The sequence below is a fragment of the Streptosporangium sp. NBC_01810 genome, from assembly GCF_035917355.1.
Lineage (GTDB): Bacteria > Actinomycetota > Actinomycetes > Streptosporangiales > Streptosporangiaceae > Streptosporangium.
Window position 1 is genome coordinate 50962 of the sequence record NZ_CP109070.1, and the last position, 23519, is coordinate 74480.

General features: G+C 69.1%; 24 protein-coding genes. 9 read left to right on the top strand and 15 right to left on the bottom strand.

The window, feature by feature from the left end; translation table 11 throughout:
* Positions 1-370: 370 nt before the first annotated feature.
* Complete coding sequence (locus tag OIE13_RS00240) at positions 371-1486, bottom strand: trypsin-like serine peptidase (RefSeq protein WP_326829372.1); 1116 nt, start codon at positions 1484-1486, stop codon at positions 371-373.
* A gap of 605 nt (positions 1487-2091) precedes the next feature.
* Here OIE13_RS00240 and OIE13_RS00245 point away from each other — a divergent pair.
* Complete coding sequence (locus OIE13_RS00245) at positions 2092-2424, top strand: hypothetical protein (RefSeq protein ID WP_326829373.1); 333 nt, start codon at positions 2092-2094, stop codon at positions 2422-2424.
* 9 nt (positions 2425-2433) lie between these two features.
* Complete coding sequence (locus OIE13_RS00250; RefSeq protein ID WP_326644313.1) at positions 2434-3396, top strand: zinc-binding dehydrogenase; 963 nt, start codon at positions 2434-2436, stop codon at positions 3394-3396.
* 261 nt (positions 3397-3657) lie between these two features.
* On the opposite strand, the gene OIE13_RS00255 is transcribed toward OIE13_RS00250, so the two are convergent.
* The 6 genes from OIE13_RS00255 to OIE13_RS00280 all read right to left on the bottom strand — a co-directional run bounded on the left by OIE13_RS00255 (position 3658) and on the right by OIE13_RS00280 (position 10926).
* Positions 3658-4368 carry a PadR family transcriptional regulator gene (locus OIE13_RS00255; protein WP_326644312.1) on the bottom strand — a complete coding sequence of 237 codons (711 nt, stop codon included), beginning with the start codon at positions 4366-4368 and terminating at the stop codon, positions 3658-3660.
* Positions 4365-5162 carry a DUF4097 family beta strand repeat-containing protein gene (locus OIE13_RS00260; RefSeq protein WP_326644310.1) on the bottom strand — a complete coding sequence of 266 codons (798 nt, stop codon included), beginning with the start codon at positions 5160-5162 and terminating at the stop codon, positions 4365-4367. The genes OIE13_RS00255 and OIE13_RS00260 overlap by 4 nt, the downstream gene beginning before the upstream one ends.
* Positions 5163-5232: 70 nt before the next feature.
* Positions 5233-5409, bottom strand: coding sequence for a DUF6104 family protein (locus tag OIE13_RS00265; protein WP_326644308.1), 177 nt, complete (start codon positions 5407-5409; stop codon positions 5233-5235).
* A 116-nt stretch (positions 5410-5525) separates the two neighbouring features.
* Positions 5526-9254: a multifunctional oxoglutarate decarboxylase/oxoglutarate dehydrogenase thiamine pyrophosphate-binding subunit/dihydrolipoyllysine-residue succinyltransferase subunit gene (locus OIE13_RS00270; protein ID WP_326829374.1), complete on the bottom strand. Its 3729-nt coding sequence runs from the start codon at positions 9252-9254 to the stop codon at positions 5526-5528.
* A 193-nt stretch (positions 9255-9447) separates the two neighbouring features.
* Positions 9448-10113 carry a B3/B4 domain-containing protein gene (locus tag OIE13_RS00275; protein WP_326644304.1) on the bottom strand — a complete coding sequence of 222 codons (666 nt, stop codon included), beginning with the start codon at positions 10111-10113 and terminating at the stop codon, positions 9448-9450.
* Positions 10114-10287: 174 nt separating this feature from the next.
* Positions 10288-10926: a glutathione S-transferase C-terminal domain-containing protein gene (locus OIE13_RS00280; RefSeq protein WP_326644302.1), complete on the bottom strand. Its 639-nt coding sequence runs from the start codon at positions 10924-10926 to the stop codon at positions 10288-10290.
* Between the two features lie 41 nt (positions 10927-10967).
* On the opposite strand from OIE13_RS00280, the gene OIE13_RS00285 reads away from it, so the two are divergent.
* Positions 10968-11093, top strand: coding sequence for a hypothetical protein (locus tag OIE13_RS00285; protein WP_326644300.1), 126 nt, complete (start codon positions 10968-10970; stop codon positions 11091-11093).
* 119 nt (positions 11094-11212) lie between these two features.
* Positions 11213-11719, top strand: a complete 507-nt coding sequence (locus OIE13_RS00290) for a flavin reductase family protein (RefSeq protein WP_326644297.1) — start codon at positions 11213-11215, stop codon at positions 11717-11719.
* Between the two features lie 368 nt (positions 11720-12087).
* Here OIE13_RS00290 and OIE13_RS00295 read toward each other — a convergent pair whose 3' ends face one another.
* On the bottom strand, positions 12088-13146 hold the full coding sequence (locus OIE13_RS00295) for an NAD(P)H-dependent amine dehydrogenase family protein (RefSeq protein WP_326644295.1): 1059 nt from the start codon (positions 13144-13146) through the stop codon (positions 12088-12090).
* Between the two features lie 297 nt (positions 13147-13443).
* On the opposite strand from OIE13_RS00295, the gene OIE13_RS00300 reads away from it, so the two are divergent.
* The 4 genes from OIE13_RS00300 to OIE13_RS00315 all read left to right on the top strand — a co-directional run bounded on the left by OIE13_RS00300 (position 13444) and on the right by OIE13_RS00315 (position 16778).
* The gene (locus OIE13_RS00300; protein ID WP_326644293.1) at positions 13444-13635 is read left to right on the top strand and encodes a hypothetical protein; all 192 of its coding nucleotides are present in this window, start codon (positions 13444-13446) and stop codon (positions 13633-13635) included.
* Between the two features lie 146 nt (positions 13636-13781).
* The gene (locus OIE13_RS00305) at positions 13782-14384 is read left to right on the top strand and encodes a substrate-binding domain-containing protein (RefSeq protein WP_326644291.1); all 603 of its coding nucleotides are present in this window, start codon (positions 13782-13784) and stop codon (positions 14382-14384) included.
* Positions 14384-15667, top strand: a complete 1284-nt coding sequence (locus OIE13_RS00310; protein ID WP_326644289.1) for a Gfo/Idh/MocA family protein — start codon at positions 14384-14386, stop codon at positions 15665-15667. The genes OIE13_RS00305 and OIE13_RS00310 overlap by 1 nt, the downstream gene beginning before the upstream one ends.
* A gap of 103 nt (positions 15668-15770) precedes the next feature.
* Positions 15771-16778 carry a sugar phosphate isomerase/epimerase family protein gene (locus OIE13_RS00315; RefSeq protein WP_326644287.1) on the top strand — a complete coding sequence of 336 codons (1008 nt, stop codon included), beginning with the start codon at positions 15771-15773 and terminating at the stop codon, positions 16776-16778.
* A 133-nt stretch (positions 16779-16911) separates the two neighbouring features.
* Here OIE13_RS00315 and OIE13_RS00320 read toward each other — a convergent pair whose 3' ends face one another.
* Genes OIE13_RS00320 through OIE13_RS00335 form a run of 4 tightly spaced genes read right to left on the bottom strand, consistent with a single transcriptional unit; the run spans position 16912 to position 18673 of the window.
* Positions 16912-17994 (bottom strand): Zn-dependent alcohol dehydrogenase, encoded by a 1083-nt coding sequence (locus OIE13_RS00320; RefSeq protein WP_326644285.1) that lies wholly within the window; start codon positions 17992-17994, stop codon positions 16912-16914.
* 11 nt (positions 17995-18005) lie between these two features.
* Positions 18006-18200, bottom strand: coding sequence for a ferredoxin (locus tag OIE13_RS00325; protein WP_326644283.1), 195 nt, complete (start codon positions 18198-18200; stop codon positions 18006-18008).
* A gap of 9 nt (positions 18201-18209) precedes the next feature.
* A complete protein-coding gene (locus tag OIE13_RS00330; RefSeq protein ID WP_326644281.1) occupies positions 18210-18362 on the bottom strand; it encodes a hypothetical protein in 153 nt (50 codons plus the stop codon).
* Entirely contained in the window at positions 18359-18673 is a 315-nt protein-coding gene (locus OIE13_RS00335) for a pyridoxamine 5'-phosphate oxidase family protein (RefSeq protein WP_326644280.1), read from the bottom strand. The genes OIE13_RS00330 and OIE13_RS00335 overlap by 4 nt, the downstream gene beginning before the upstream one ends.
* 76 nt (positions 18674-18749) lie before the next feature.
* Here OIE13_RS00335 and OIE13_RS00340 point away from each other — a divergent pair, with 76 nt between their 5' ends.
* A complete protein-coding gene (locus tag OIE13_RS00340; protein ID WP_326644278.1) occupies positions 18750-19397 on the top strand; it encodes a class I SAM-dependent methyltransferase in 648 nt (215 codons plus the stop codon).
* On the opposite strand, the gene OIE13_RS00345 is transcribed toward OIE13_RS00340, so the two are convergent.
* The 3 genes from OIE13_RS00345 to OIE13_RS00355 all read right to left on the bottom strand — a co-directional run bounded on the left by OIE13_RS00345 (position 19333) and on the right by OIE13_RS00355 (position 23496).
* Positions 19333-20259, bottom strand: a complete 927-nt coding sequence (locus tag OIE13_RS00345; RefSeq protein WP_326829375.1) for an enediyne biosynthesis protein UnbU — start codon at positions 20257-20259, stop codon at positions 19333-19335. The two genes, OIE13_RS00340 and OIE13_RS00345, sit on opposite strands and share 65 nt — an antisense overlap.
* A gap of 167 nt (positions 20260-20426) precedes the next feature.
* Positions 20427-22475 carry a CRTAC1 family protein gene (locus OIE13_RS00350; RefSeq protein ID WP_326644274.1) on the bottom strand — a complete coding sequence of 683 codons (2049 nt, stop codon included), beginning with the start codon at positions 22473-22475 and terminating at the stop codon, positions 20427-20429.
* A gap of 100 nt (positions 22476-22575) precedes the next feature.
* On the bottom strand, positions 22576-23496 hold the full coding sequence (locus OIE13_RS00355) for a DUF1702 family protein (protein ID WP_326644272.1): 921 nt from the start codon (positions 23494-23496) through the stop codon (positions 22576-22578).
* Positions 23497-23519: the final 23 nt, after the last annotated feature.

The following is a 23519-nucleotide window of genomic DNA, read 5'->3' on the forward strand; positions in this document are numbered from 1 at the left end:
GGCAAGGGCTCGGACCGATATGATTTCGTTACCAAATTTGGGGAACCAGAAATCCGTTCTGCCCGTCTGATCTCCTCTTGCTTGATCGAGAGGTCTCATGCGGGTCGTGTGAGCCTGTGAACTGCGGAAATACCGAGGTCGGTGGTTGTCCTGACGGAGGGGCCCTGCCGGTCCCGGAACGTTCCGGGACCGGGCCCGTGACCGGCGATGCGAGAAGGGGCCCGATCTCACGACCGGGCCCCTCGTCGAGCGGGGCCGCTCGTTCCTCGCGACCCCGCTCCCCTCAGTCCAGCCACCGGCGCGCCCTCACGGGCCGTCGGCGACGCTGGCGCGCCCTCACGGGTCGGTCACCGGTCACCGGTCACGTGGGTCAGTCGGTCCAGCGGTTGGCCGCGGCCTTGTAGACCTTGTAGGTGTCGCTGTTGAAGTACGGCGAGGAGATCTTGTCGTACCGGTCGTTCTTGTCGGTGTCCCAGGCGATGCTGTTGACGCCGATCAGGTAGCCGGTCCGGCTGGAGTTCTTGTACTTGTAGAGCCACGGGCCGCCGCTCGCGCCCGCGGTGAAGGCGCACTTGAAGCCGACGTGCTCCTGGACGTTGTACTTCGGCGCGGCCGGCATGGCGCCGGTCTTGCCGTAGCACCACTTCATCGTGCGGCCGGAGAAGGGCTTGTCACCGTCGGGGTGCAGGCCGGCCGGGTAGCCGAAGGCGAAGACCGCGTTCTTGATCTTCTGGTTCCAGGCGAAGCCCTGGCCGCCGACGTTGTCGCCGAGCCGCCCGACCTTCTTGATGATCGGGTGCCACTTGCCGTCCTTGTCCTTCTCCCAGTTCACCTTGAACCCGGAGTGGACGTTGACGAAGGCGTAGTCGTAGTCGTAGTCCTCCTTCACCACGAAGTCGTCGTGCGCGTTGAACCACTTGGCCGCGTAGATGCCGTAGGGGTTCTTGCCGTCCCACGCCTGGTCGCCGTCCCAGTAGGACGGGATGAAGATCCAGTTGTCGTAGAACTGGTTGGTCTTCACGTCGTAGACACAGTGCGCGGAGGTGGCGACCACGTTGCGGTACTTGCCCTGGACGGAGCTGCCGGAGCAGTACTTCCAGCTCTTCGGGTCCGCAGGGTTGGCGCCGGGCAGGGTGAAGAAGACGCGGCCGACGGTGTTGGGCAGGTTGACGTGCTTGCTCTTGGAGGACTTGGCGCCCTCCTCGCCGATCGGCGGGACCGACCCGCCGGGGCCGTCGGGGCCCGCGGCGCCGGAGGCCTTGCCGCCCTTGATGCTCAGGTCGAGGTCGCCGGTGGCGTCCGTGGCCTTGCGCATGCGCTCGGGCGACCAGAAGGAGGTGGCCTCCGTGGCCGTCTCCGAGGCCGGGGAACCGACCACGTCGTTGGGGGCTTGAGCGGCGTTGGCACCTGTGGTGGCGCCGATCACTCCGGCGATCATGAGAACGCCGGTGAGGGGGATCGTGAGGCGCCGTGCTCGGGAATTCATGGAGCTCCTTTCGCGCTCGGCGTGGAGACGGGACCTCTCCTCGCCGGGAAAACGATCGGAACGTTACTGACTGAATCGAGCACTCGGCCAGGAATTGACGGGAAAAAGCATCAGATGGTTCCAGGCGATGCGATCTCGTTATTTAAATAGCAATTTGTTATAATTTAACGAATGGGCATTCTCGCAGGTCATGGCATATATTTGGGTCCCTGTGGGCACCTTTGGCATCACCGGTAACAGTGATTATCGAAGGTTTCTTGAGTAACTCCGACACCCCTAAGCCATTAACTAGAATTATGTTCTTGTTGGATGTCGGCATGAGTGCAGATCCCCGCGTTCCGCCCCCGCGTTCCGCCCCCGCACCCCATGCCTCGTCGGCGTCGCCCGGCACACGGTCCGCGACCGGCCGGGGCCCGAGCCGTTGGATCTGTGGGAGCTCGCCGGCCGGCCCTGCACCAGGCGCACCGTCGCGGTCATGAAGGTGGGCCTGGCCGGCGAGGCGCGGGAACCTGTCGGCACCGAGGTGCGCCTGGTCACCGAGGGGCCGGTGAACGTCGCGACCTGGTGACCTCCTCCCGCCGGGCATCGAGCCCTTCGAGCAGCGCATGCTCTGGGCGCGCGGTCTGCGCGGCAGGGTGACCAAGGGCGGCTATCTCGTGCTCGACGCCAGGCCCCCGGTACGGCTGGCGGGGCCGGGGGAGACCTTCCGCGGCGAGCAGGTGGGGCCGCAACTCTGGTTCGGCGGGCCCGGGGAGACGCTGCTCGTGCTGGCGCCGGTGCCGGGCTGCGACGTCGCGTCGATCGAGCTCCCCGTCATCGAGCAGCGGCGTCGCTTCTCCGCCGAGACCTGCCAGGACGATGTGTACGTGGCGGCCTCGGGGGAGCGGGGACACGTTGAGAGGACCGTCGCCGAAATGATCGTCAGGCGGACAGCGTAAGGTGCGGCCATGTTCGCTGTAACCGCCACGCAGTTTGATCCCGACAACCCTCTCGCCGGCCTCACGCTCGGCGAGCGCCCAGAACCCGAGGTTCCCCAGGGGTGGACGACGGTCACGGTGAGAGCGGCCTCGCTCAACCACCATGACCTCTTCAGCCTGAAGGGCGTGGGCATCCGCGCCGAGCAGCTCCCGATGGTGCTCGGCACCGACGCCGCGGGGTACGACGAGGACGGCAACGAGGTCATCGTGCACTCGGTGATCGGCAGCGGTGCCGACGAGACGCTCGACCCGAAGCGCTCCCTGTTGTCGGAGAAGTATGACGGCACCTTCGCCGAGCGGGTCGTCGTGCCCAGGCGCAACCTCGTGCCCAAGCCCGCCGGACTCAGCTTCGAGGAGGCCGCCTGCCTGCCGACGGCCTGGTTGACCGCCTACCGCATGCTGTTCGACAAGGCCGGGCTGGAGCCGGGCTCGACGGTGCTGGTCCAGGGCGCGGGCGGTGGCGTGTCCACCGCGCTGATCCTGCTGGGCCGGGCCGGGGGATACCGGGTCTGGGTGACCGGCCGCTCGGAGAAGAAGCGGGCGCGAGCCCTGGAGCTGGGTGCCGACCAGGTCTTCGAGGACGGTGCCCGGCTGCCCGAGCGGGTCGACGCGGTGATGGAGACCGTCGGCCAGGCCACCTGGGGGCATTCGCTGAAGGCGCTGCGCCCCGGTGGCCGGATCGTGATCTCCGGCGCCACCAGCGGCGCGGTCCCGCCGGCCGAGCTGAACCGTATCTTCTTCCTCCAGCTCTCGGTGGTCGGCTCCACCATGGGCAGCCGTGACCAGCTGGGCAGGCTCGCCCGCTTCATGGAGCAGACGGGCACCCGCCCACTGATCGACCGGGTCCTCCCGATGGCCGAGGCTCGCGAGGGCTTCGCGGCCATGCACGAGGGCGAGCTCTTCGGGAAGGTCGTCTTCACACTGCCGGGCTGAACGCGATCCGTGGAGACGATGATCACGGCCGGGCAGCCGGTGTGTTCCGGGTCACCTGCATAAGTAATGGATTACTTTTTGGCTTCCCGGGTGATAGAACACGGATGAGCGATGTATCACCCGGGAGGCCCGGAATAGCCGACTCAACCGTGCACCATGACCCCGACGCGCCGTGCGCTCCCCTCGCCGCACCCGCCGGCCCGGGTGCGCGAGGTGCGGGTCTCGTCGGCGGCAGGGGCGGGCGCCGGCCGTACCGGAGGGTCATCGGAGCGCTTCGCGGATGCGGCGGGCCGCGTCGTACAGGGCGTCCTGCGCGGTGGCCAGGGTCTCCTCGCTGACCTGCGCGTTCGACGCGTCCCCGCGGACCTCCTCGACGAACTCGGCCAGCATCTGCCCGAGCCGGGCGTCACCGGCGCGCGAACCCTCACCGGTGAAGCCACCGGCCCAGATCCTCTTCCAGTCTTCCTTCCACTCGCCGGTCTGGCGCTGCCACTCGTGCTTCTGGCGCTGCCACTCCGTCTTCTGCTCGCGCCAGGCCCCGCGCTGGTCGTGCTTGGCCTGCTTCTCCTCGTGTCTGGCGCCCTGGCGCACGTCACGTGCCATCTGGGTGAGCTCCTCACGCAGCGACTTCACGGTGTCGCGCACGTCCTCCTTGACCTCGCGGGCGATGTCGCGGACCGAGTCGGAGATCTCCTGTTCCAGATCGGCGAGCTCGTCGAGGCGGTCGTTGAGTTCGGCGCGACCCCGGTCGCTGATCGTGAAGACCTTCTTGCCGTTCACGACCTCGTGGGTGACCAGCCCCTCCTCCTCCAGACGGGCCAGGCGTGGGTAGATCGTGCCGGGTGAGGGGGAGTAGACGCCGAGGAAGCGATCCTGGAGCAGCCGGATCACCTCGTAACCGTGGCGGGGGCTCTCCTCCAGCAGCTTCAGGAGATAGAGCCGGAGCCTTCCGTGACCGAAGACCGGGCTCATGCTTGGGCTCCCTTCAGCAGGGTGACGTCGGCGGAGACGGTGTGCGCCGTCAGGGACGCCATGCCGCCGCCGAGCCGGCCGGTCAGCGATCTCGCGCCGGCCTGGGTGGAGTTGTGGAGTTCGGGGAAGGCGGTGTCGAGCCTGCCCGAGGTGGAGCGGATCTTGACATCGGCATCCACGGCGTGCGGGAGCCTGAGCACGATGTCGCCGGTGACGCTGTTCAGCGTCACATGACCGGTCGGCGGGAGCTCCAGGTCGGCGGTGATCCGGCCGGAGACGGTGGTGACGCTGAGCCGCCGAGGGGTGCCCTGGGCCACGGTCAGCTCGCCGGAGACGCTCTTGAACGACAGGTCGCCGACCAGGTCGCGGCTCTCCACGTCGCCGGAGACGGTGTCGGCGTTGATCTCGCCGCTCACCCCGTCGAGCACGATGTCACCCGAGACGCTCCTGACCGAGGTGCGATCCTCGAATCCGGAGACGACCGCGGAGGCGGAGACCACCCCCACGTTGAGCGGGCAGTCCTTGGGAACGGTCAGCGTCAGCGTCGTCCGGCGGCGCCCCGGGCGCAGCCAGCCCAGCAGGCCGTCCCAGGTCAGGTCCTTGTAGGTGACGGTAAGCGTGCCGTCGTCGTCGTGGGTGACGAGCAGCGGCGTGGTGTCCACCTCGGTGATCTCAAGTGTGGCGGGGCCGTCGCCGGCCAGCACCGCCAGCTTGCCCGCCACGATGCGCACGTTCAGCTTTTTCACCGAGTCGAAGGTGCGCTGCTCTGGTTTCTCGATCGTCCACTGCCGCATGGTCGTGACCTCCTTGTACAAGACACGATATGTCGCGTCAGATGGGAGGTCAAGATATATCGCGTTTTTCTCAGTCGTCCTCGTCGTCCAGCCGGGCCAGCCAGGTGGCCAGTCGTTCCACCGGGGTCTCGAAGTCGGGGTTCAGGTCGACGAACTCGCGCAGCCGCTCGGCCAGCCACACGATGGTGACCTCTTCCTGGCCACGGCGCTCGACGAGCTCCTCGATGCCCCGATCGGTGAAGTACATCGTTCTCCTCGTGGTGACACTTGCGATAATGGGGAAGTCCCCCGCAGAGGTTCCTGCGGGGGACTTCCGTGGTGACGCCTGCACTGTGGACCGCCGGTGGCCGGCGGCCCGCCCTCCTAGATGAAGATCTCCCCCAGCATCTGCTGCAACTCGGCCTCGTGGGTGGAGTGCGAGCCGGTCGCCGGGGAGGAGTTGGCCTTGCGGGAGACCCGCTTGATCGAACGTCCGCCGAAGACGTCCGGGTTCTCGGCCATCTTGAGTGCCAGGAACGACCACGGACCCATGTTGAGCGGCTCGTCCTGCGCCCACACCAGCTCGATGTCGGCGGAGTAACGGCTCAGCTCGATCTCCAACGGGTTGCCGGGGAACGGGTAGAGCCGCTCAAGACGGACGATCGCCACGTCGTTGCGCCCCTGCTTGTCGCGGGCCGCCGCCAGGTCGTAGTAGAGCTTGCCGGAGACCAGCACGACCTTGCGGACGTTGCCGGGGGCGACCGTGGTGTCGCCCAGCACCGGCTGGAACGACCCCGAGGTGAAGTCGCTGACCGACGAGATCGCCGCCTTGTGCCGCAGCAGCGACTTGGGGGTGAACACCACCAGCGGGCGGTGCCGGTTCGACAGCGTCTGCCAGCGCAACAGGTGGAAGTAGTTGGCCGGCACCGTGGGCTGCGCGACGGTCATGTTGTCCTGGGCGCACATCTGCAGGAAGCGCTCGATGCGAGCCGAGGAGTGGTCGGGGCCCTGTCCCTCGTAGCCGTGCGGCAGCAGCAGGGTGACACCGGAGCGCTGGCCCCACTTCTGCTCGCCCGAGGTGAGGTACTCGTCGATGATCGACTGAGCGCCGTTGACGAAGTCGCCGAACTGCGCCTCCCAGGCGACCAGCGCCTCGGGCCGCTCCACGCTGTAGCCGTACTCGAAACCGAGCGCGGCGTACTCGCTCAGCAGGGAGTCGTAGATGTAGAACTTCGTGGTGCCCTGGTTGAACGCCTTGAGCGGGGTGTGCTCCTCGCCCGTGACACGGTCGACCAGCACGGCGTGCCGCTGGGTGAACGTGCCGCGCCGGGAGTCCTGGCCGACGAGGCGGACCGGGTGGCCGTCGATCAGCAGTGATCCGAACGCCAGGGTCTCGCCCATGCCCCAGTCGATACGCTCCTCGGTGACCATCTGCCCGCGACGCTGCAGCACCGGCAGCAGGCGCGGGTGGACGGTGAAGCCCTCGGGCATGTTGAGCTGGGTCTCCACGATCCGCTTGACGGTCTCCTCGGAGACGGCCGTCTTGACGTCCTCGTGGGACCAGGGGATGGTCTCCATGTCGACCGGCGGGCGGGGGAACTCGTCCGCCGACGCGTTGGCCGCCGCGCGGGTCTCGGTGAAGGCGTTCTCCAGCTTGGCCTGGTAGTCGCGGAGCGCGCCCTCGGCCTCCTCGACCGTGATGTCGCCCCGGCCGATCAGCGCCTCGGTGTAGAGCTTGCGGGTGGAGCGCTTGGCGTCGATCAGGTCGTACATCAGCGGCTGGGTGAAGCCCGGGTTGTCCATCTCGTTGTGGCCGCGGCGCCGGTAGCAGATCAGGTCGATCACGACGTCCTTGCGGAACGCCTGGCGGTACTCGAAGGCCAGGCGGCCGACCCGGACCACGGCCTCGGGGTCGTCGCCGTTGACGTGGAAGATCGGGGCCTGGATCATCCGGGCCACGTCGGTGGCGTACACGCTGGAACGCGAGCTGGCCGGGCTGGTGGTGAAGCCGACCTGGTTGTTGACCACGATGTGCACGGTGCCGCCGGTGCGGTAGCCGCGCAGCTGCGACAGGTTGAGGGTCTCGGCCACCACGCCCTGGCCTGCGAAGGCCGCGTCGCCGTGGACGAGCACGGGCAGGACCGTGAAGCCCTCCTCGCCGCGCTCCAGGAGGTCCTGCTTGGCGCGGACCACGCCCTCCAGGACCGGGTCGACCGTCTCCAGGTGGGAGGGGTTGGCCACGACCGAGGTCCTGATCTTGGAACCGTCGGGCGAGACGAAGTCGCCGCCGGCACCCAGGTGGTACTTCACGTCACCGGAGCCGTGGGCGCTGCGCGGGTCGATGTTGCCCTCGAACTCGCCGAAGATCTGCCCGTACGACTTGCCGACGATGTTGGCCAGCACGTTGAGGCGACCGCGGTGGGCCATACCGACCACGGCCTCGTCGAGCCGCTCCTCGGCCGCGGCGCTCAGCACCGAGTCGAGCAGCGGTATCAGTGACTCGCCGCCCTCCAGCGAGAAGCGCTTCTGCCCCACGAACTTCGTCTGCAGGAACGTCTCGAACGCCTCGGCGGTGTTCAGCCGCTCCAGGACGCGCAGTTGCTCGGTGCGGTCGGGCTTGGCGTGCGGCCGCTCGACGCGGGCCTGGATCCAGGCCCGCTCCTCGGGGTTCTGCATGTGCATGTACTCCACGCCGATGGTCCGGCAGTAGGAGTCACGCAGCACGCCGAGAATGTCGCGCAGCTTCATCAGGGGCCGGCCGCCGAAGCCGCCGGTGGCGAACTCGCGCTCCAGGTCCCAGAGGGTCAGACCGTGCGACTTGATGTCGAGGTCGGGGTGCTTGCGCTGCTTGTACTCCAGCGGGTCGGTGTCGGCCATCAGGTGGCCGCGGACCCGGAAGGCGTGGATCAGCTCTATGACCCGCGCGGACTTCGCCACGTCGTCGTCGTGCGTGGTGGAGATGTCATGGACCCAGCGGATCGGCTCGTACGGGATCCGGAGGGCCTCGAAGATCTCGTCGTAGAAGCCGTCCTCGCCCAGCAGCAGCCGGTGGACCTGCCGCAGGAAGTCGCCCGACTGGGCGCCCTGGATGATCCGGTGGTCGTAGGTGCTGGTGAGCGTCATGACCTTGCTCACCGCGAGGCGGGTGAGCGTGTCGGGGGAGGCCCCCTGGTACTCCGCGGGGTACTCCATCGCGCCGACGCCGATGATCGTGCCCTGCCCCGGCATCAGGCGCGGCACCGAGTGCACGGTGCCGATGGTGCCCGGGTTGGTCAGCGAGATCGTGGTGCCGGCGAAGTCGTCGACCCCCAGCTTGCCCGCCCTGGCCTTGCGCACCACGTCCTCGTAGGCGACCCAGAACTGGCGGAAGTCCATCTGCTCGGTCGCCTTGATCGACGGGACCAGGAGCTGGCGGGTGCCGTCGCTCTTGGCGACGTCGATGGCCAGGCCCAGGTTGACGTGCTCGGGCTTGACCAGCACCGGCTTGCCGCCGACCTCGGTGTAGGAGTGGTTCATCTCCGGCAGGACCTTGAGGGCCTTGATCACCGCGTAGCCGATGAGATGCGTGAACGACACCTTGCCGCCGCGACCGCGCGACAGGTGGTTGTTTATCACGATCCGGTTGTCGATCAGCAGTTTCGCCGGGACCGCGCGCACGCTGGTCGCCGTCGGGACCACAAGGCTGGCCTCCATGTTGGCGGCAGTCCTCGCGGCCGCGCCGCGTAGTCGAACTTCCTCGGCACCGGCGGGCAACTGCGTCTCCTGCTTGGATCGGTCCGCCGGAGCGGCCTTGGCCGCCGGCGCTGGGGTCGTCGCCACGGGGGCCGGGGTGGCCGGAGCGGCGGAGGCCGGGGCTGGGACAGCCGAGGCCGGGGCTGGGACAGCCGAGGCCGAAGGGGCGGTCGGTGTCGGAGGAGTGGACGCGGCGGTCGCCGCACCTGGGGGAGCGGCCTTACCGGCCCCCGAATCAGGGTTGTAGTCCGCGAAGAAGTTCCACCAGGCCCGGTCGACCGACTCGGGGTCCTGGAGGTATTTCTGGTACAGCTCGTCGACAAGCCATTCGTTCTGACCGAAGGCTGCCAGCGGGTTTGTCCGCGACGACTCAGACGACACGGCGGAAATCGCCCTCTTCCGCAGATCGGCGTTGATGATAAAGAACCTGTCCAAGGCTACTCGCCTTAGCCCGGACCTGCGCCACTCTGGCCGCAGCTTCCTTGTCGATCCTCTCAGAGTTGTTTAAAACGGTCACCCCTGGGTATCCGTTTCGGTCGCTGAGTCCCTGGTCGGCCGGATCCGGCGGGCTTCGTCAGTTCAATCCGACCAGTCGGAATTCTAGCTGTATCCTCGGGGTAATATCTTCGAGCAGGCCGGCCAGCTCGTCTCCGGCGGCGCGCAACTCCTCGGTGGACAGGGGCGCGAGCCGCTCCAGCAGGAACAGCGCATCCGTCGTCTCCTCGGTGATCCGGGTGCGGACGCACTGCCGCCAGTTCCACCGGCGGCAGGTGACGCCCCGGTCGTCGCGCCAGACGACCTCGCCGATCTCCGGGTGGTCGATCGCGGGCTCGCCTCTCTCGACGACCTCGAACGGCTCGTCGCCGGCCGCGCGCACCAGACGGGCCGTCCCCTCGTAGCGGGTCAGGTCCTCTCCGCCGATCGGCAGGCCGTGCCTGATGCTGATCGCGTTGTAGGCGTCGACCACCAGGTTGATCTCCGGCGGCGGCATCCGTCTGACCAGGGCGTCCACCGAGGGCCGGGTCCGCTGCGGCTTGGCGCCGAATGCCCGGTAGGCCTCCCGCCACGCCTCGACCCTCGCGTCGTCGACCGCCACCGCCTTCTCGGCCGCCTCTGCCAGCCAGGCCCGCGACCTGTCGTCCGTCGGCCCGTTGCGCAGCCCGTACACTCCCATCACCAGCACCGCGAAGTCCGGCCTGAGCGCGCTGACGGCGGGGTCCACCCAGATGTCCTCGATCACGGCCCCAGTTTAGGCGGCGTGCACGGCGATTCGAGGAAGGACGGGGTGACCGTTCAGCGGACGGCCACCCCACGCCGATAAGCCGCAGCGGGTGCAACCCCTCGGGTCGCTGGCCGTGGTTGGTGTAGGTCACCTTGCACGGGCCGGGGATGGTGGTCGAGTACGAGGGTCGTGTCAGGGAGCGGTCCAGTCGATCTCCGGCCCCCGCGGCACGATCCCGCTCGGGTTGACGTTCGTCTGCGTCACGAAGTAGTGCCGCTTGATCTGGTCGAAGTCGGTCGTGTCGCGGAACGCGGGGATGGCGTACAGCTCGCGGGCGTAGGCCCACAGGACCGGATAGTCGACGAGCCGTCGCACCGAGCACTTGAAGTGCGAGTTGTAGACCGCGTCGAACCTGGCGAGCGTGGGGTAGAGCCGCACGTCGCTCTCGGTGAGCGCGTCGCCGTGCAGCCGGCGCCGGGTGGTCAGGCGCTCCTCCAGCAGGTCGAGCGTGGCGAACACCGCGGTGATCGCCTCGTCGTACGCCTCCTGGGAGCGGGCGAACCCGGCCCGGTAGACGCCGTTGTTGAGGCCGTGAAAGATCACTTCGTTCAGCGCGTCGATCTCCTCGCGCAGTTCCTCGGGGTAGAGGTCGGGGGCGCCCTCGGCGTGCCACGGCGCGAAGGCCGTCTCCAGGGTGAGGGTGATCTGCGGGTAGTCGTTGGTGACCAGGCGCTCGGCGGCGATGTCCCAGACGCAGGGCACCGTGTAGCGGCCCTGGTAGCCGGGGTCGGTCGCGAGGTAGAGCTCGGAGAGGTGCGTGACCCCTGTCACCGGATCGCCGCCGGGTATCCGCCAGCCCTTCTCGTCCCTGAGTGGTGCCCATGCCGGGCCTCGCGCTGCTGGAATCGCAGCTCTCCGACCTCGACGCGGCACTCGGCCCCTGGGCCGACCGGGCCGGTCCGCAGGTGGCGGCCCTCGGGCAGAGGGCTCCGGTGTGACGCCGGGAAGAGATGGCGGCATCAATGGGTTCTGAGAAGTGTCTTTTATTCCTCAAAGGGGGAAAAGTGACCAAGTGGAGCATCTTGGTGGTACCCCGCCCGTCCCTGGGAGAGGCGTCATGACCGAGACCCTGTCCGGCCGAGCGGTCGACGCGGAGCGGTTCCGGCAGGCGCTGGCCGTCCACGCGGCCGGGGTCGTCGTCGTCACGGCGCAGTTCGAAGGTGTGCCGGTCGGTCTCACGGCCACCTCGTTCTCGTCCGTCAGCCTTACGCCCCCGCTGGTCTCCTTCTATGTGGACCAGTCGTCGAGCACCTGGTCCTGGCTCCGGCAGGCCGATCACTTCGCGGTGAACGTCCTGGCCAGCGACCAGGCCGAGGTGGCCGCGCGCTTCGCCAGGAAGGGGGTCGACCGCTTCGCCGCCCCCACCTCCTGGGCTCCGGGGCATCTGGGCGTCCCGCTGCTGGACGGTGTCTCGGCTCACCTGGTCTGTGCCACCCACTCCACCGTCGACATCGGTGATCACGTCCTGGTCGTCGGACTCGTCGTCGAGACGAGCCTTGAGCCCGGTGGCCGCCCGCTCCTGTACCACCAGGGCCGTTTTGGGCGTTTCACCCCGCACTCCTGATTTTGGAGGGAATTTCCGTTTAGTTGGATAAGGGGATGTTCCGCGATGGAGCGTTCCCTTCCACAGGCTCTGACGGTCGGTGCCCGCACGAATTCCACGGCCAATTTCCGGTTTCCGGATGGGTGAACGCGACGCGGAGGCGAGGGTTCACCGCGGGTGATCGATGCGCTGGCCTGAGCAGAGAATCTGCCTATTTCGGCAAAAGTGTTAAATACCGGATATCCCTAATCGGCGGATTCACGTGTGCCGGTCGCCATCGCGAACGAGGTCTCCGCCCGTCGTACGGCCGGCCTGTCGCGGGGCCGCCCGCGTGCTGTCTCGTGGTGGTGCCTCGCGGTGGTGCCTGGTAAGGGGGCCGAGGGGGATCCTCAGGCGAGGCGGACGGTGCCCCGGCCGGTGGCCAGGGGGAGATCCAGCGCGGTGCGGATGCCCGGTGGGGCGGCACAGAGGGCGGCCATGGAGTTCACCGCGTGGGCGGCGGCGCCGGCCAGTCCGTGCGAGATCTCGCTGACGCTGAGCATCAACTGGGGCACGCCCTCGATGTGGACGCTGAAACCGGGGTCGGCCCAGCGTTCCACCCGGGTGGCGTCGGCCTTGTAGACGCACTCCACGGTCATCAGGGGACGGCCGCGGACGAGCCCGCTGAACATCCAGCGGGACGCGCACACGGTGCCCGCCCTGACCAGCCCCGCGGCGATCTCGAACTCCTCTGAGGCAAGCTCGAACTCGTCGCTCTCCTCGACCTCGTCGAGGGTCACGCCGAGGTTGTCGGCCACGAACTGGACGCTCTCGGCGAACAGCGAGCGCTGGAAGGCGCGGAAGGGACGCACGCCGGCGATGTAGTCCTTGGCCGAGCGGGTGAAGCCGTACAGATCCACCACGATCTGCCGGGAGGGGTGTCCCCGGAAGTCGGACGACTCCCGGACGTAGATGTGGTCGACCCGGCTGGACAGGCCGGTCAGCGTGAGCGGCAGCACATCGCTCATGAAACCGGGGTTGATGCCCGTGCCGTGCAGGGACGCCCCTCCGGCCTGGCAGGCGGCCTCCAGGCGATCCACCACCGCCGGGCCGTAGCACTTGGGGTAGACGAACCCGGTGGTGGTGATGACGTTCTTGCCGGTGGCGAGCAGCGCGCAGATGGTCTCCACGTCGCTCGGATGGTCCCCGCCGAAGTGGAACGTCGGTAGCGGCATGTGCAGCACGCAGTCGGCCTCCAGGGCGAGGGTCTCCTCGACGTCGTCGGTGCAGATGACACCGGCCTCGGGGAGTCCCACGAGGATTCCCGCATCCCGTCCCACCTTGTCCGGGTCGTAGACCAGCACGCCGGCCAGTTCGAACTCCGGCCGGGTGATAACGCTGCGCAGGGCGTATCTGCCGACTGCGCCGGTGGCCCATTGGACCACGCGCAGGGGTGGAGATAAGGACATATGGGGCCTCCAGCCCGAATTGTTGGGCGGGGCCCTGTTGGGAAAGTGAGGGGTGTCATCATTGACCCTCGCCCGTGTGGGGCAGAAACTTTAGCAGAAATTAACACGCTCACTTACTATGCGCAATGATCTCCTATTTTTTGGTTACCGTCTGAGGTGATTTTGGTGCCTTTATCCGGGGTGCTGTGTGACCGTTTTCAGGGGTGTCGTCCGGGTTGCCGGGAGGGCGTCCCGGGCATCCTCGATGGCGTCAGGCGGGCCAAGCAAGCTATTGTTCGGTTGACCGGTGGGGCTCCGGTGAGGTCGTCCGCGGACGAGCGCGTCGAGGCGTCGGCTCGTAAACCCGCCGTGCTGAGCCCCCTGGCCCGTCTCGGGGAGACGCGCCACCTCGGACTGGTGGTCGCGCTGCTGCTGCTGGCGGTGGTGGGCCTGGTCACGGTGCCCGGCACCTTCGCGACCACCTCCAACGCGGGATCGCGGCGGTTCTGATCATGGCCAGGACCACGACGGGTTCCTCCACGCACGGAGATCTGTAGGAGCTGGACGCGATCGCGGCGGTCATCATCGGCGGCACGCTGCTGACCGGAGGACGCGGGTCGATCATCGGATCGATCCTGGGTCTGCTGATCTTCACTGTGATCACGAACCTGTTCATTGACAACTACGGCATGGGCGTCGCGGCCGGCCACTACATCGGCAAGAAGCTCAAGGACAAGGGGGTGGCCGACCCGGTGATCCTGGAGATCCAGGGCATCGCGACGCTGCCGCTGACCCAGGACCGCAGCAAGGGGTTCGAGGAGGCGCTGAAGACGTACGGGTTCGCGGTGACGGCCAAGCAGGACGCGCAGTTCACCGTGGAGTCGGGGACCAAGGTCGCGGCGAACCTGATGCAGGCGCACAAGAAGATCGACGCGATCTGGAACCACGACGACGACCAGGGCATCGGCGTGCTGGCCGCGATCAAGGAGGCCGGGCGCAGCGAGTTCTTCATGGTCGGCGGCGCCGGGTCGGCCAACGCGATGCGCGACATCCAGGCGGGGACGGGGGTACTGGAGGCGACGGTGACCTACAGTCCCACGATGGCCTCCTCGGCGATCAAGCTGGCCCGTCTGATCGCTCAGGGCAGGGGAATGAGCGACCTGGTGGAGAACCAGGTGCCCCAGTCGATCACACTGGCCTCGGAGACGATCACCAAGGAGAACGTGGACGCCTACCTGCCGCTGGGGTTCGAGTCCTGATGACCCCTACGGACGAGCCCACCTCCGCACCCGCGTCCGACCCGGCGCCGCCACAGGGGCCGGCGCCGGGGCCGATGCCGGGGCCGGGGGCGTTGGCACGGCCGGCGCTGGGAATCGGCATGGTCGGCTACGCGTTCATGGGCCGGGTGCACTCCCAGGCATGGCGTAGCGCGCCGGCGTTCTTCGACCTGCCGGTCCGGCCGGTGATGGCGGCGCTGTGCGGACGCTCGGCCGAGGGGACGGCGCGGGCGGCCGAGCAGATGGGCTGGGCGGCGGTCGAGACCGACTGGCGCGAGCAGATCGCCCGTGAGGACGTCGACGTGGTCGACATCTGCACCCCCGGTGATTCGCACGCGCGGATCGCGATCGCCGCGCTGGAGGCCGGCAAGCACGTACTGTGCGAGAAACCGCTGGCCAACACGGTCGCCGAGGCCGAGGCCATGGCGGATGCGGCACGGGCGGCCGCGGCTCGCGGGGTCTACGCGATGGTGGCGTTCAACTACCGGCGGGTGCCCGCGATCGCGCTGGCCGCCCGCTGGGTGGCCGAGGGCCGGCTGGGCGAGATCCGGCACGTGCGGGCGCAGTACCTGCAGGACTGGATCGTCGATCCGGATTTCCCGCTGGTGTGGCGGCTGAGAAGGGAGCTCGCCGGGTCGGGGGCGCTGGGCGACATCGGCGCGCACATCATCGACACCGCGCAGTTCATCACCGGTCAGCACCTGACACAGGTCTCGGCGCTGACCGAGACCTTCGTCACCCGGCGTCCGCTGGCCGAGACCTCGGCCGGGCTGTCGGCCGCAGGCGGCGGCGCCGAGACGGGGGAGGTGGACGTCGACGACGCGGCACTGTTCATCGGCAGGTTCAGCGGTGGCGCGCTGGCCTCGTTCGAGGCCACCCGGTTCGCCGCCGGGCGTAAGAACGCGCTGCGCATCGAGATCAACGGCTCGGCCGCCAGCCTGGCCTTCGACTTCGAGGCCATGAACGAGCTCTGGTTCCACGACCACGACCACGACCACGCCCTACCGGCCGAGGAGGCGGGGTTTCGCCGGGTGCTCGTCACCGAGCCGGGGCACCCGTACGCGGGGGCGTGGTGGCCGCCGGGCCACGGCCTGGGCTACGAGCACACCTTCACCCACGAGATGAAGGACTTCGTACAGGCGATCGCCTCCGGCACCGCGCCGTCCCCGTCGTTCGACGACGGGTTGCGGGTCCAGCGCGTGCTGGCCGCGGTCGAGCGCAGCGCCGCCGACCAGAGCCGGCTGACAGCGGTACGGCAGACGTGAGCGGGCCGGTCACCGGTGTGGCGCGCCCCCGAGCCGAGCGCGCGGGCGCACCACACCGGTGCACCCCCCTTGAGAACAGGTCCATCAACCGTGAGGAGGACGCATGAGCCGGCCGATCACCTTGTTCACCGGCCAGTGGGCCGATCTGCCCTTTGAGGAGGTCTGCCGGCTGGCGTCGGGCTGGGGATACGACGGATTGGAGATCGCCTGCTGGGGTGATCACTTCGAGGTCGACAGGGCGCTGTCCGAGGACGGCTACATCGATCGCAGGCGGGAGATCCTGGCCAAGCACAACCTGGCCGTGTACGCCATCTCCAACCACCTGGTCGGCCAGGCCGTCTGCGACCACCCCGTCGACGAGCGGCACAGGGCCATCCTGCCGGCCCGTATCTGGGGTGACGGCGAGGCGGAACAGGTCCGCCGCAACGCCGCCGAGGAGATCAAGAACACGGCCCGGGCCGCGGCCGGACTCGGCGTGGACACCGTGGTCGGCTTCACCGGATCGTCCATCTGGCACACCGTGGCGATGTTCCCGCCGGTGCCGCCCGCGATGATCGAGGCCGGCTACGCCGATTTCGCCGACCGGTGGAACCCGATCCTGGACGTCTTCGACGAGGTCGGGGTACGTTTCGCCCACGAGGTGCATCCCAGCGAGATCGCCTATGACTACCACAGCACCGTGCGGACCCTGGAGGCCATCGGGCACCGGCCCGCGTTCGGGCTGAACTGGGACCCCTCGCACATGGTGTGGCAGGAGATCGACCCGGTCGGCTTCATCCTGGACTTCGCCGACCGGATCTACCACGTCGACTGCAAGGACGCCAAGGTCCGCACCGGCGACGGCCGCCGTGGCCGGTTGGCCTCGCACCTGCCCTGGGGCGATCTGCGCCGGGGCTGGGACTTCGTCTCCACCGGCCGGGGCGACGTGCCGTGGGAGGACTGTTTCCGCGCGCTGAACGCGATCGGTTACAACGGGCCGATCTCCATCGAGTGGGAGGACGCGGGCATGGACCGCCTGGCCGGCGCCCTCGACGCGCTGGCCGTGATCCGCGGGCTCAACGCCATCACCCCGCCCTCGGCCGCCTTCGACGCGGCCTTCTCCTCCGACTGAGGCGGCCGGGTCACCGGTCCGCCGTGCTCAGGTGGGCGGCCCGGCGACCCGGCGCGCGGGCTCGGTCGGGACGGTGCTCAGTTCTTGACTTCCTCCCCAGAGCTGAAGCCCGGGGTCTCCACGCTGAAAAGAGTCAGATGACGACGATCTGGCGCAGGACCTCGCCGCCCCTGAGCGCCGCCACGGCGTCGTTGAGATCGGCCAGCTTGATGCGGGCGCTGATCATGCTCTCCAGATCGAGCTTGCCCGCCTTGTAGAGTCCCGCGAAGAACGGGAAGTCGCGCCGGACGTCCGAGCCGCCGTACAGCGAGCTGAGGATGTTCTTGCCCTCGAACAGCAGGCTGAAGGCGCTCAGCGGGACGTTGTCGTCCATCGCGCCCGCGCCCACCACGATCGTGTCGCCACCTCGGCGGGTCGCCTGCCAGGCCGTCATGATGGCGGCGGACTTGCCGACGGCCTCGAAACCGTAATCGAACCCGGCGCCGCCGGTCAGAGTGCCGAGCGCGTCCTTGAGCTGGTCGGGAGTGATGGCGTGGGTCGCGCCGACCTTCTTGGCGAGGGCGTGCTTGGACTCCAGGGGGTCGATCGCCAGGATCGTGGTGGCACCGGAGATGCGGGCACCCTGGATCACCGACAGGCCGATGCCGCCGGCGCCGACCACGGCGACCGTCGAACCCGCCTTCACCTTGGCCGTGTTGAGTGCCGCGCCGACGCCGGTGGTGATCCCGCAGCCGATCAGGGCCGCCGCCTCGAAGGGTACGTCGGGGTCGACCTTGATCGCGCCCTGCCAGGGCACGACGATCTCCTCGGACCAGGTGCCGCACCCGGCCATGCCGAACGCCGGGGTGTCGCCGCCGTAGCGGAAGCGGGCGTTGACGAAGCTGTCCATCACGTAGGTCATGCACAGGAACGGCTGGTTGACCAGGCAGTTCGCGCAGCTGCCGCAGGCCGGGGTCCAGTTGATGATGACGTGGTCGCCGGGCTGTACCGAGGTCACGTGGTCGCCGACCTCGACGACCTCTCCGGCGCCCTCGTGGCCGGGGATGACCGGCAGCGGCATGGGCAGCACGCCGCTGATCACCGACAGGTCGGAATGGCAGACCCCGGTGGCCCTGACCTTGACGCGGACGTCCGTCGGGCCCACCGGGGCGAGGGTGAAGTCATCGCGGATGTCGAGCCTGTCGTCGCCGACGGCATGCAGAAGCGCACCACGCATGGGGGGTCCTCCTAGTTCTCCTCAAGGGAGAGTGCGGCTTTGGGGCAGGACCGCACGGCGTGCCGGACGCGGTCCATCATCTCCGGCGGCGGCTCAGGCAGCAGCAGGTGCAGCTGGTCGTCGTCGTCGAGTTCGAAGACCTCCGGGGCGAGTCCCATGCAGATCGCATTGGCCTCGCAGACCAGATAGTCGACTTTGATTTTCATGCGGGCCTCCTAGCCGGGAATGGCGAGCTTACGGTGATCCCAGGAGATCACTCGAGTGGGCTCGACCACAAAGGCGACCCTTTTGTGGCCGGTGTAGGCCACGTACTCCGTGAGGAGTTCCTCCGCGTCGGGTATCCCGGCCATCCGCCTGGCCACGTTCATGCCGATGCCGAGGATGCCCTCGGAGTCGTCGATCCTCCGTGCCACCCCGTACACCGGTACGCCGCGCAGGTCGGAGTATTCCCCCCGGCCTCGATCAGGCGGCTCACCCGAGCGTCGCGCTGGATGTTGAGTGTCTTCTGGGCCTTGCCGTAGGTCCAGAACGAGATCTTGCCCTCGGTCAACGCATAGAACATCGTCACCATATGTGGTGTGCCGTCCGGGTTGATGGTACCGAGCTGTAGCTTCCGTGCCTCATTGATGAAAGCCGTCACCTCGTCGTCGGACATCACGATGCGGGTGCGCTGATTCACGGTGCAAAGTAGAACACGTTCCATAAGGTCGGGCAAGGGAAATCGGAATGTTGTTCGGTATGGGTAGTCTGCTGCGATGAGCATCGCCACCATGCCCGCCGACCTGTTATACGCCGCCCAGCACGCCAAGGGTTTCATGCCCCGCCAGGAGGGAGTCGCGCTGTTCGAGACCGCCGTCGAGTACGGCCCGCGCGGCCCGATCTGCGAGATCGGCAGCTACTGCGGGAAGTCGGCGGTCTACCTCGGCGCGGGTGCCCGGCAGGCCGGGTCCGTCGTCTTCACGGTGGACCACCACCGGGGCTCCGAGGAGATCCAGCCCGGGTGGGCACACCATGACCCCACGCTGATGGACCACCGCTTCGGCAAGATGGACTCGCTGCCCACCTTCCGTACCACCATCGCCTCCGCGGGGCTTGAGGAGGAGGTCATCGCGATCGTCGGCAGGTCCGAGCGCGTCGCCGGACTGTGGAACACCCCACTGGCGATGCTCTTCATCGACGGCGGCCACTCCGAGGGGCCGGTGACCAAGGACTACGAGGGGTGGGCGCCACACGTCATGCCGGGCGGCGTCCTGGCCTTCCACGACATCTACCCGGACCCGGCCAAGGGCGGGCAGGCGCCGTACCGCGTCTACCAGAGGGTGCTCGCCTCCGGCGCGTTCAGGGAGGTCCGGCAGGAGGGCTCGCTGCGGGTGCTCGAACGGGTCGGCCCCGGCATCGGCTGATCTCCCGGTACGGGGTGCCCGGCACCGTCGAGCCGCCGAAGAACAGGCGGAGGGGCCGTCCCAGCTCTCGGCCCGCGCAGACGATCACGAGGGCGAAGAACAGCCCGAAGACGACGTGGAACTGGACGAGCAGCCCGTAGACCGCCGCCGTGGCCAGGCCGAACACGACCTGGTCGCGCGCCCTGACCGGGGATGTGCCCGGATCGGTGATCACATAGCCGGTGTAGAGGGCGAAGGCGGTCCCGGTCATCGGCAGCAGAGCGCTGACCGTCGACACGTCGCTCAGGCCGCCCCTGAGACACGCCTGCAGGGCGAACCCGCCCACCCAGCCCAGGACCAGCGGCAGTCTTCCGGCTCCTCCGGCGTTCGCCGCCATGCCCCCTGCCAGCACGGCCATCGGCACGATCAGGTCGAAAGGACCCGAGACCCACGCGGTGAACTGGTAGGCGGGGGCGAGTCCGACCCATGGGAACAGCAGCAGCACGACGACGATCCCGAAGGCCACCGGGTTCAGGAACGCGGCGCCGGGCGCGTCCGGGCCGGTCCGGCTCACCCCGCTCGCCGCCTCCGGCGCCCGCACGCGGAAGACGTACGCGCTGCCGACGCCGATGCCGGCCGCCAGCGCGGTCGGCATCAGGTGCCCGTTGCCGTAAAGCAGCATCGCGCAGAGCAGGCCGCAGATGTAGGAGGGCAGGAAGAAGTCGGCGACCCGGTCGCGGGGCACCCCGAGGTAGCGGGCCGGGCGCCGCCACGCCCACGCCTCCACGGTCTCCAGCGCGAACTCGGTGGTCACGCCGGTGAGCACGCCGACCAGCGGCGCCAGGTAGGGCTGCTCGAAACCGAGCACGGTGTGTCCGAGCACGGTGAGGAGGGTGAGAGACCATGCCGACCGCCGGAGCGCCCTGCCTCGGCTCCGGCCGGGTCTCCCGGGTCTCCGGGTCTCGGATCTCCCGATCCCGGGTCTCCCGGGTTTCCCGGTCTCGGGTTTCCCGGTCTCGGGTTTCTCGGTCCTGGGGGACGGGCCGGTGTTCACGGCCGGCGGATCTCCGAGGCGCGGCCTTCGGCCAGCAGCACCTGGTGCCAGCCGGGCTCCAGGGACACCGACGCGGTACGGGCGCCGCCGCAGGCGTCCCTCCAGGAGATCTCGACGGGGACGGGGGAGTCGGGCAGGTTGTCACCCAGGCCGAACAGCAGCTCGGGTGCGGAGACGCCGTTGTGGCCGTTGGCGGGGTAGAGCTGCCTGCTGCGCGCGATCCCACCGGGCAGACGTACCGTGGCGACGGCCCCGATGGCGGGCCGCGTCAGCCCGGGGCGTGTCCACTCCCGGCGCGCCGGCTGGAGCTGTGTCCGGCCCGGTTGGGCCAGGGCGGGCCGCTCCGGTCCGGGGCGTGGTGCGGAGGATGGGGGGCAGGGGCCCGCGGGGAGACGGGGCCGCAGGCCCACGAACGGTGCCGTCGGGCCGTGGTTGCCGTAGAGCACCGACTCCGACCACTGGTTGGCGACCGCGAAGTCCAGTCGCCCGTCGTCGTCGACGTCGCCCACCGAGAAGGCCCGGCTGACCGTGCCGTCGCTGTCGCCGCCGACCCCGGCCCGCCGGGCCACATCCGCGTAGCGGCCGTCCTGCCCCCTGGTGAAGAAGGTGTTGGTGTCGCGGCCCGACAGGTCGTCCCCGGCCCGGATGCTCGGCCAGAGCGCCGGGCGGGAGAGGAACAGATCGCTCGCCGACGCCGCCTCCTGCAGTTGCGCCCACCGGTCGACCTCACCCCTGACGAACCCGGTCGCGTGCATGATCTCGTCGTCGCCGTCGTTGTCGAAGTCGGCGGCCTTGACGTCCCAGGACCAGCCGCTGCGGCTCAGCCCCAGCTCCTCACCGAGGTCGTCGTAGGGCGCGTGACCTCCGTGCAGGTCGCCGGGTCGGGACACGAAGGCGAAGTTGCTCTGGTGTAGCGCGTAGTCCTCGGTGAGGTTGCTCACCAGGATGTCCGGCCTGCCGTCGGCGTTGAGGTCGGTGAAGCCGACGCCCATGCCCTTGAACGAGTCGCGGCCGACGACCCTGGAGGCGGGAGTCGTCAGGTGCCTGGTGCCCCTGGCCTCGGTGAACCGGATCCGGCCGGGCACCGACTCGTTGACCAGCAACCGGTCAGGGCCGAAGTCATTGGCCAGGTACAGCTCGGGCCGCCCGTCGCCGTCCAGGTCCTGGGTGCCCAGCGCCAGGGTCCAGCCTCCGTTCCCGATCTCGTCGAACACCCCCTTGGCCTCGGCGAACCGCGCCGGTCCGCTCGCCAGGTAGAGCCGGGCGCCGCCGCCGTTGGCGGCGGCGGACAGCGAGTCGGGCATCACCGCGCTGCCGGGGTCGCCGTCGTTGGGGTCACTCTTGTTGAGAGCACCGTCCTTGGGAGCACCGTCCTTGGGAACGCCGTCGTTGGAGGTATCGTCGCCCAGCACCCGGACGCCGTCGGGGAAGTAGTCGCCGAAGACCAGGTCGAGGCGGCCGTCCCCGTCGAAGTCACCGGTCGTGGCGGCGCTGGTGTTCCAGATCTCAGGCTCCGTGGTCAGCGCGCGGTGGCGGAAGGCGGTTCCTGAGGGGGGCACCCCGGGCACGCGCAGGAAGAGCGAGGGGGAGCGGCCCCAGTAGTAGACGACCAGGTCCTGCCAGCCGTCCTGGTCGAGGTCGGCGGGCAGGCAGCCGGTCGGCGCCTCGTACCGCCTGCGTTCCGGGGGGACCAGTGTGAACGGCCGGTAGCCCCGGGGCGTCCCCGGTGCCTGCCTGACGGTCACCGTGTCATGGCGGGGATCGACCAGGCACAGGTCGTCGGCGACGACCTCGTTGTCCACGTCGAACAGTGCCACCCCGGCGCCCAGCGACGACACCCAGCCCTGGAGCCCGGTGTAGCCCGCCGCGACCGGACGCAGGGTGCGGTCACCGGGTCCCGAGGGCGGCCCGAGCGGCCTCGCGTGGAAGGAGAAGTCGGCCGACGTCTCCGCGACCGAGGTGTCCGGCAGGCCGGTCAGCCTCCATCCGGCGGCGGCGGCGATCAGGGCGAGGGCTCCCGCCGCGTACCTGCGAACCCCTGACATCGCTTTCACCGCCCCTTCGAGCCGCAGGTGACGATTTCGGCCGAGATCGGATCGCCGTGGCGTGGTCCGGCATCGCCCGCACCGATCCTTCGAGCCGCGGTCATGAATTGCGGTCGCGTCGTGCCCAGGCCTTCCGGATTCCCGCCCGCCAGGCCTGGTAGTGGTCGCCGCTGTGCGCGTTGTGGCCCAGCGCGACGAGCGCGGTGTCGGTCCAGCCCGCGGCCTCGTCCACCTCGGCCCCGCACAGCACGGGTGCGGCGGCGACGGTGTGCTCGGGGACGACGGCCGAGATCAGCCGGGAGGCGCAGGCGAAGGCGCAACCCTGGGCGAGGTGGGCGCGGAAGCCGTCCTCGGCCGCGGCCGAGGCCAGCCGCCCCAGGTCCGCGGTGCTCGCGCCCCCGGTGTACGTGGCGGCCAGACCCACGCCGCTCCACAGGTCGGCGCGGCGTCCCGCGGGAAACTCGGCGATGCGCAGCACGACGTCGCCCGCCCCCGCGCACTCGTGGAACCAGAGCATCCGCCCCAGTCCCTGATCGAAGATCGCTCTCCGGGTCCGATCCATGAGCCCCGCCGTGCGCTGGCGTCCCACCGTACGGTCCGCGGAGAAGAAACCCTGGTGGAAGCCGAACCCGTCGTGGGCCAGCCAGCGCAGCAGCGGGTGCACGGAGCGGACGCCCCACATCGGCCGTAGCCGCATGCGGGCGTACGCCCGGCCGGTGCCCATGTGGATGAGGTGCGGATAGCGCATCCCCTGCCCGCTCAGCAACTCCCGCAGACGGCGCCCGCCGGTGAGGGTGAGAACGTCGAGGGTGGCGCAGGCCATGCCCGCGCCCTCGTACGCGAAACCGCGCAGGTCCTCCTGGAGGTCGTCGATTCGCTCGGCCTCCCCGGAGAGCACCGCGTTGAACCCGGCGGTGAACGACCGCTCCGCGCCCTCCAGCCGTTCGCGCGCCGGCCCCAGCCGGAACCGCCGCACTCCGAACCCCACCCGGGCGGGGTTCTGCCGGAGCAGCCGGGCCACGCCCTTCGGCCTGGGCGCCGGCG

Coding starts and splice junctions, on each gene's coding strand:
- OIE13_RS00320 (WP_326644285.1), bottom strand. CDS start 17,994: ATGCGTGGTGCGCTTCTGCATGCCGTCGGCGACGACAGGCTCGACATC.
- OIE13_RS00325 (WP_326644283.1), bottom strand. CDS start 18,200: ATGAAAATCAAAGTCGACTATCTGGTCTGCGAGGCCAATGCGATCTGC.
- OIE13_RS00250 (WP_326644313.1), top strand. CDS start 2,434: ATGTTCGCTGTAACCGCCACGCAGTTTGATCCCGACAACCCTCTCGCC.
- OIE13_RS00350 (WP_326644274.1), bottom strand. CDS start 22,475: ATGTCAGGGGTTCGCAGGTACGCGGCGGGAGCCCTCGCCCTGATCGCC.
- OIE13_RS00310 (WP_326644289.1), top strand. CDS start 14,384: ATGACCCCTACGGACGAGCCCACCTCCGCACCCGCGTCCGACCCGGCG.
- OIE13_RS00295 (WP_326644295.1), bottom strand. CDS start 13,146: ATGTCCTTATCTCCACCCCTGCGCGTGGTCCAATGGGCCACCGGCGCA.
- OIE13_RS00315 (WP_326644287.1), top strand. CDS start 15,771: ATGAGCCGGCCGATCACCTTGTTCACCGGCCAGTGGGCCGATCTGCCC.
- OIE13_RS00265 (WP_326644308.1), bottom strand. CDS start 5,409: ATGTACTTCACCGATCGGGGCATCGAGGAGCTCGTCGAGCGCCGTGGC.
- OIE13_RS00290 (WP_326644297.1), top strand. CDS start 11,213: ATGACCGAGACCCTGTCCGGCCGAGCGGTCGACGCGGAGCGGTTCCGG.
- OIE13_RS00260 (WP_326644310.1), bottom strand. CDS start 5,162: ATGCGGCAGTGGACGATCGAGAAACCAGAGCAGCGCACCTTCGACTCG.
- OIE13_RS00240 (WP_326829372.1), bottom strand. CDS start 1,486: ATGAATTCCCGAGCACGGCGCCTCACGATCCCCCTCACCGGCGTTCTC.
- OIE13_RS00245 (WP_326829373.1), top strand. CDS start 2,092: ATGCTCTGGGCGCGCGGTCTGCGCGGCAGGGTGACCAAGGGCGGCTAT.
- OIE13_RS00255 (WP_326644312.1), bottom strand. CDS start 4,368: ATGAGCCCGGTCTTCGGTCACGGAAGGCTCCGGCTCTATCTCCTGAAG.
- OIE13_RS00330 (WP_326644281.1), bottom strand. CDS start 18,362: ATGAACGTGGCCAGGCGGATGGCCGGGATACCCGACGCGGAGGAACTC.
- OIE13_RS00340 (WP_326644278.1), top strand. CDS start 18,750: ATGAGCATCGCCACCATGCCCGCCGACCTGTTATACGCCGCCCAGCAC.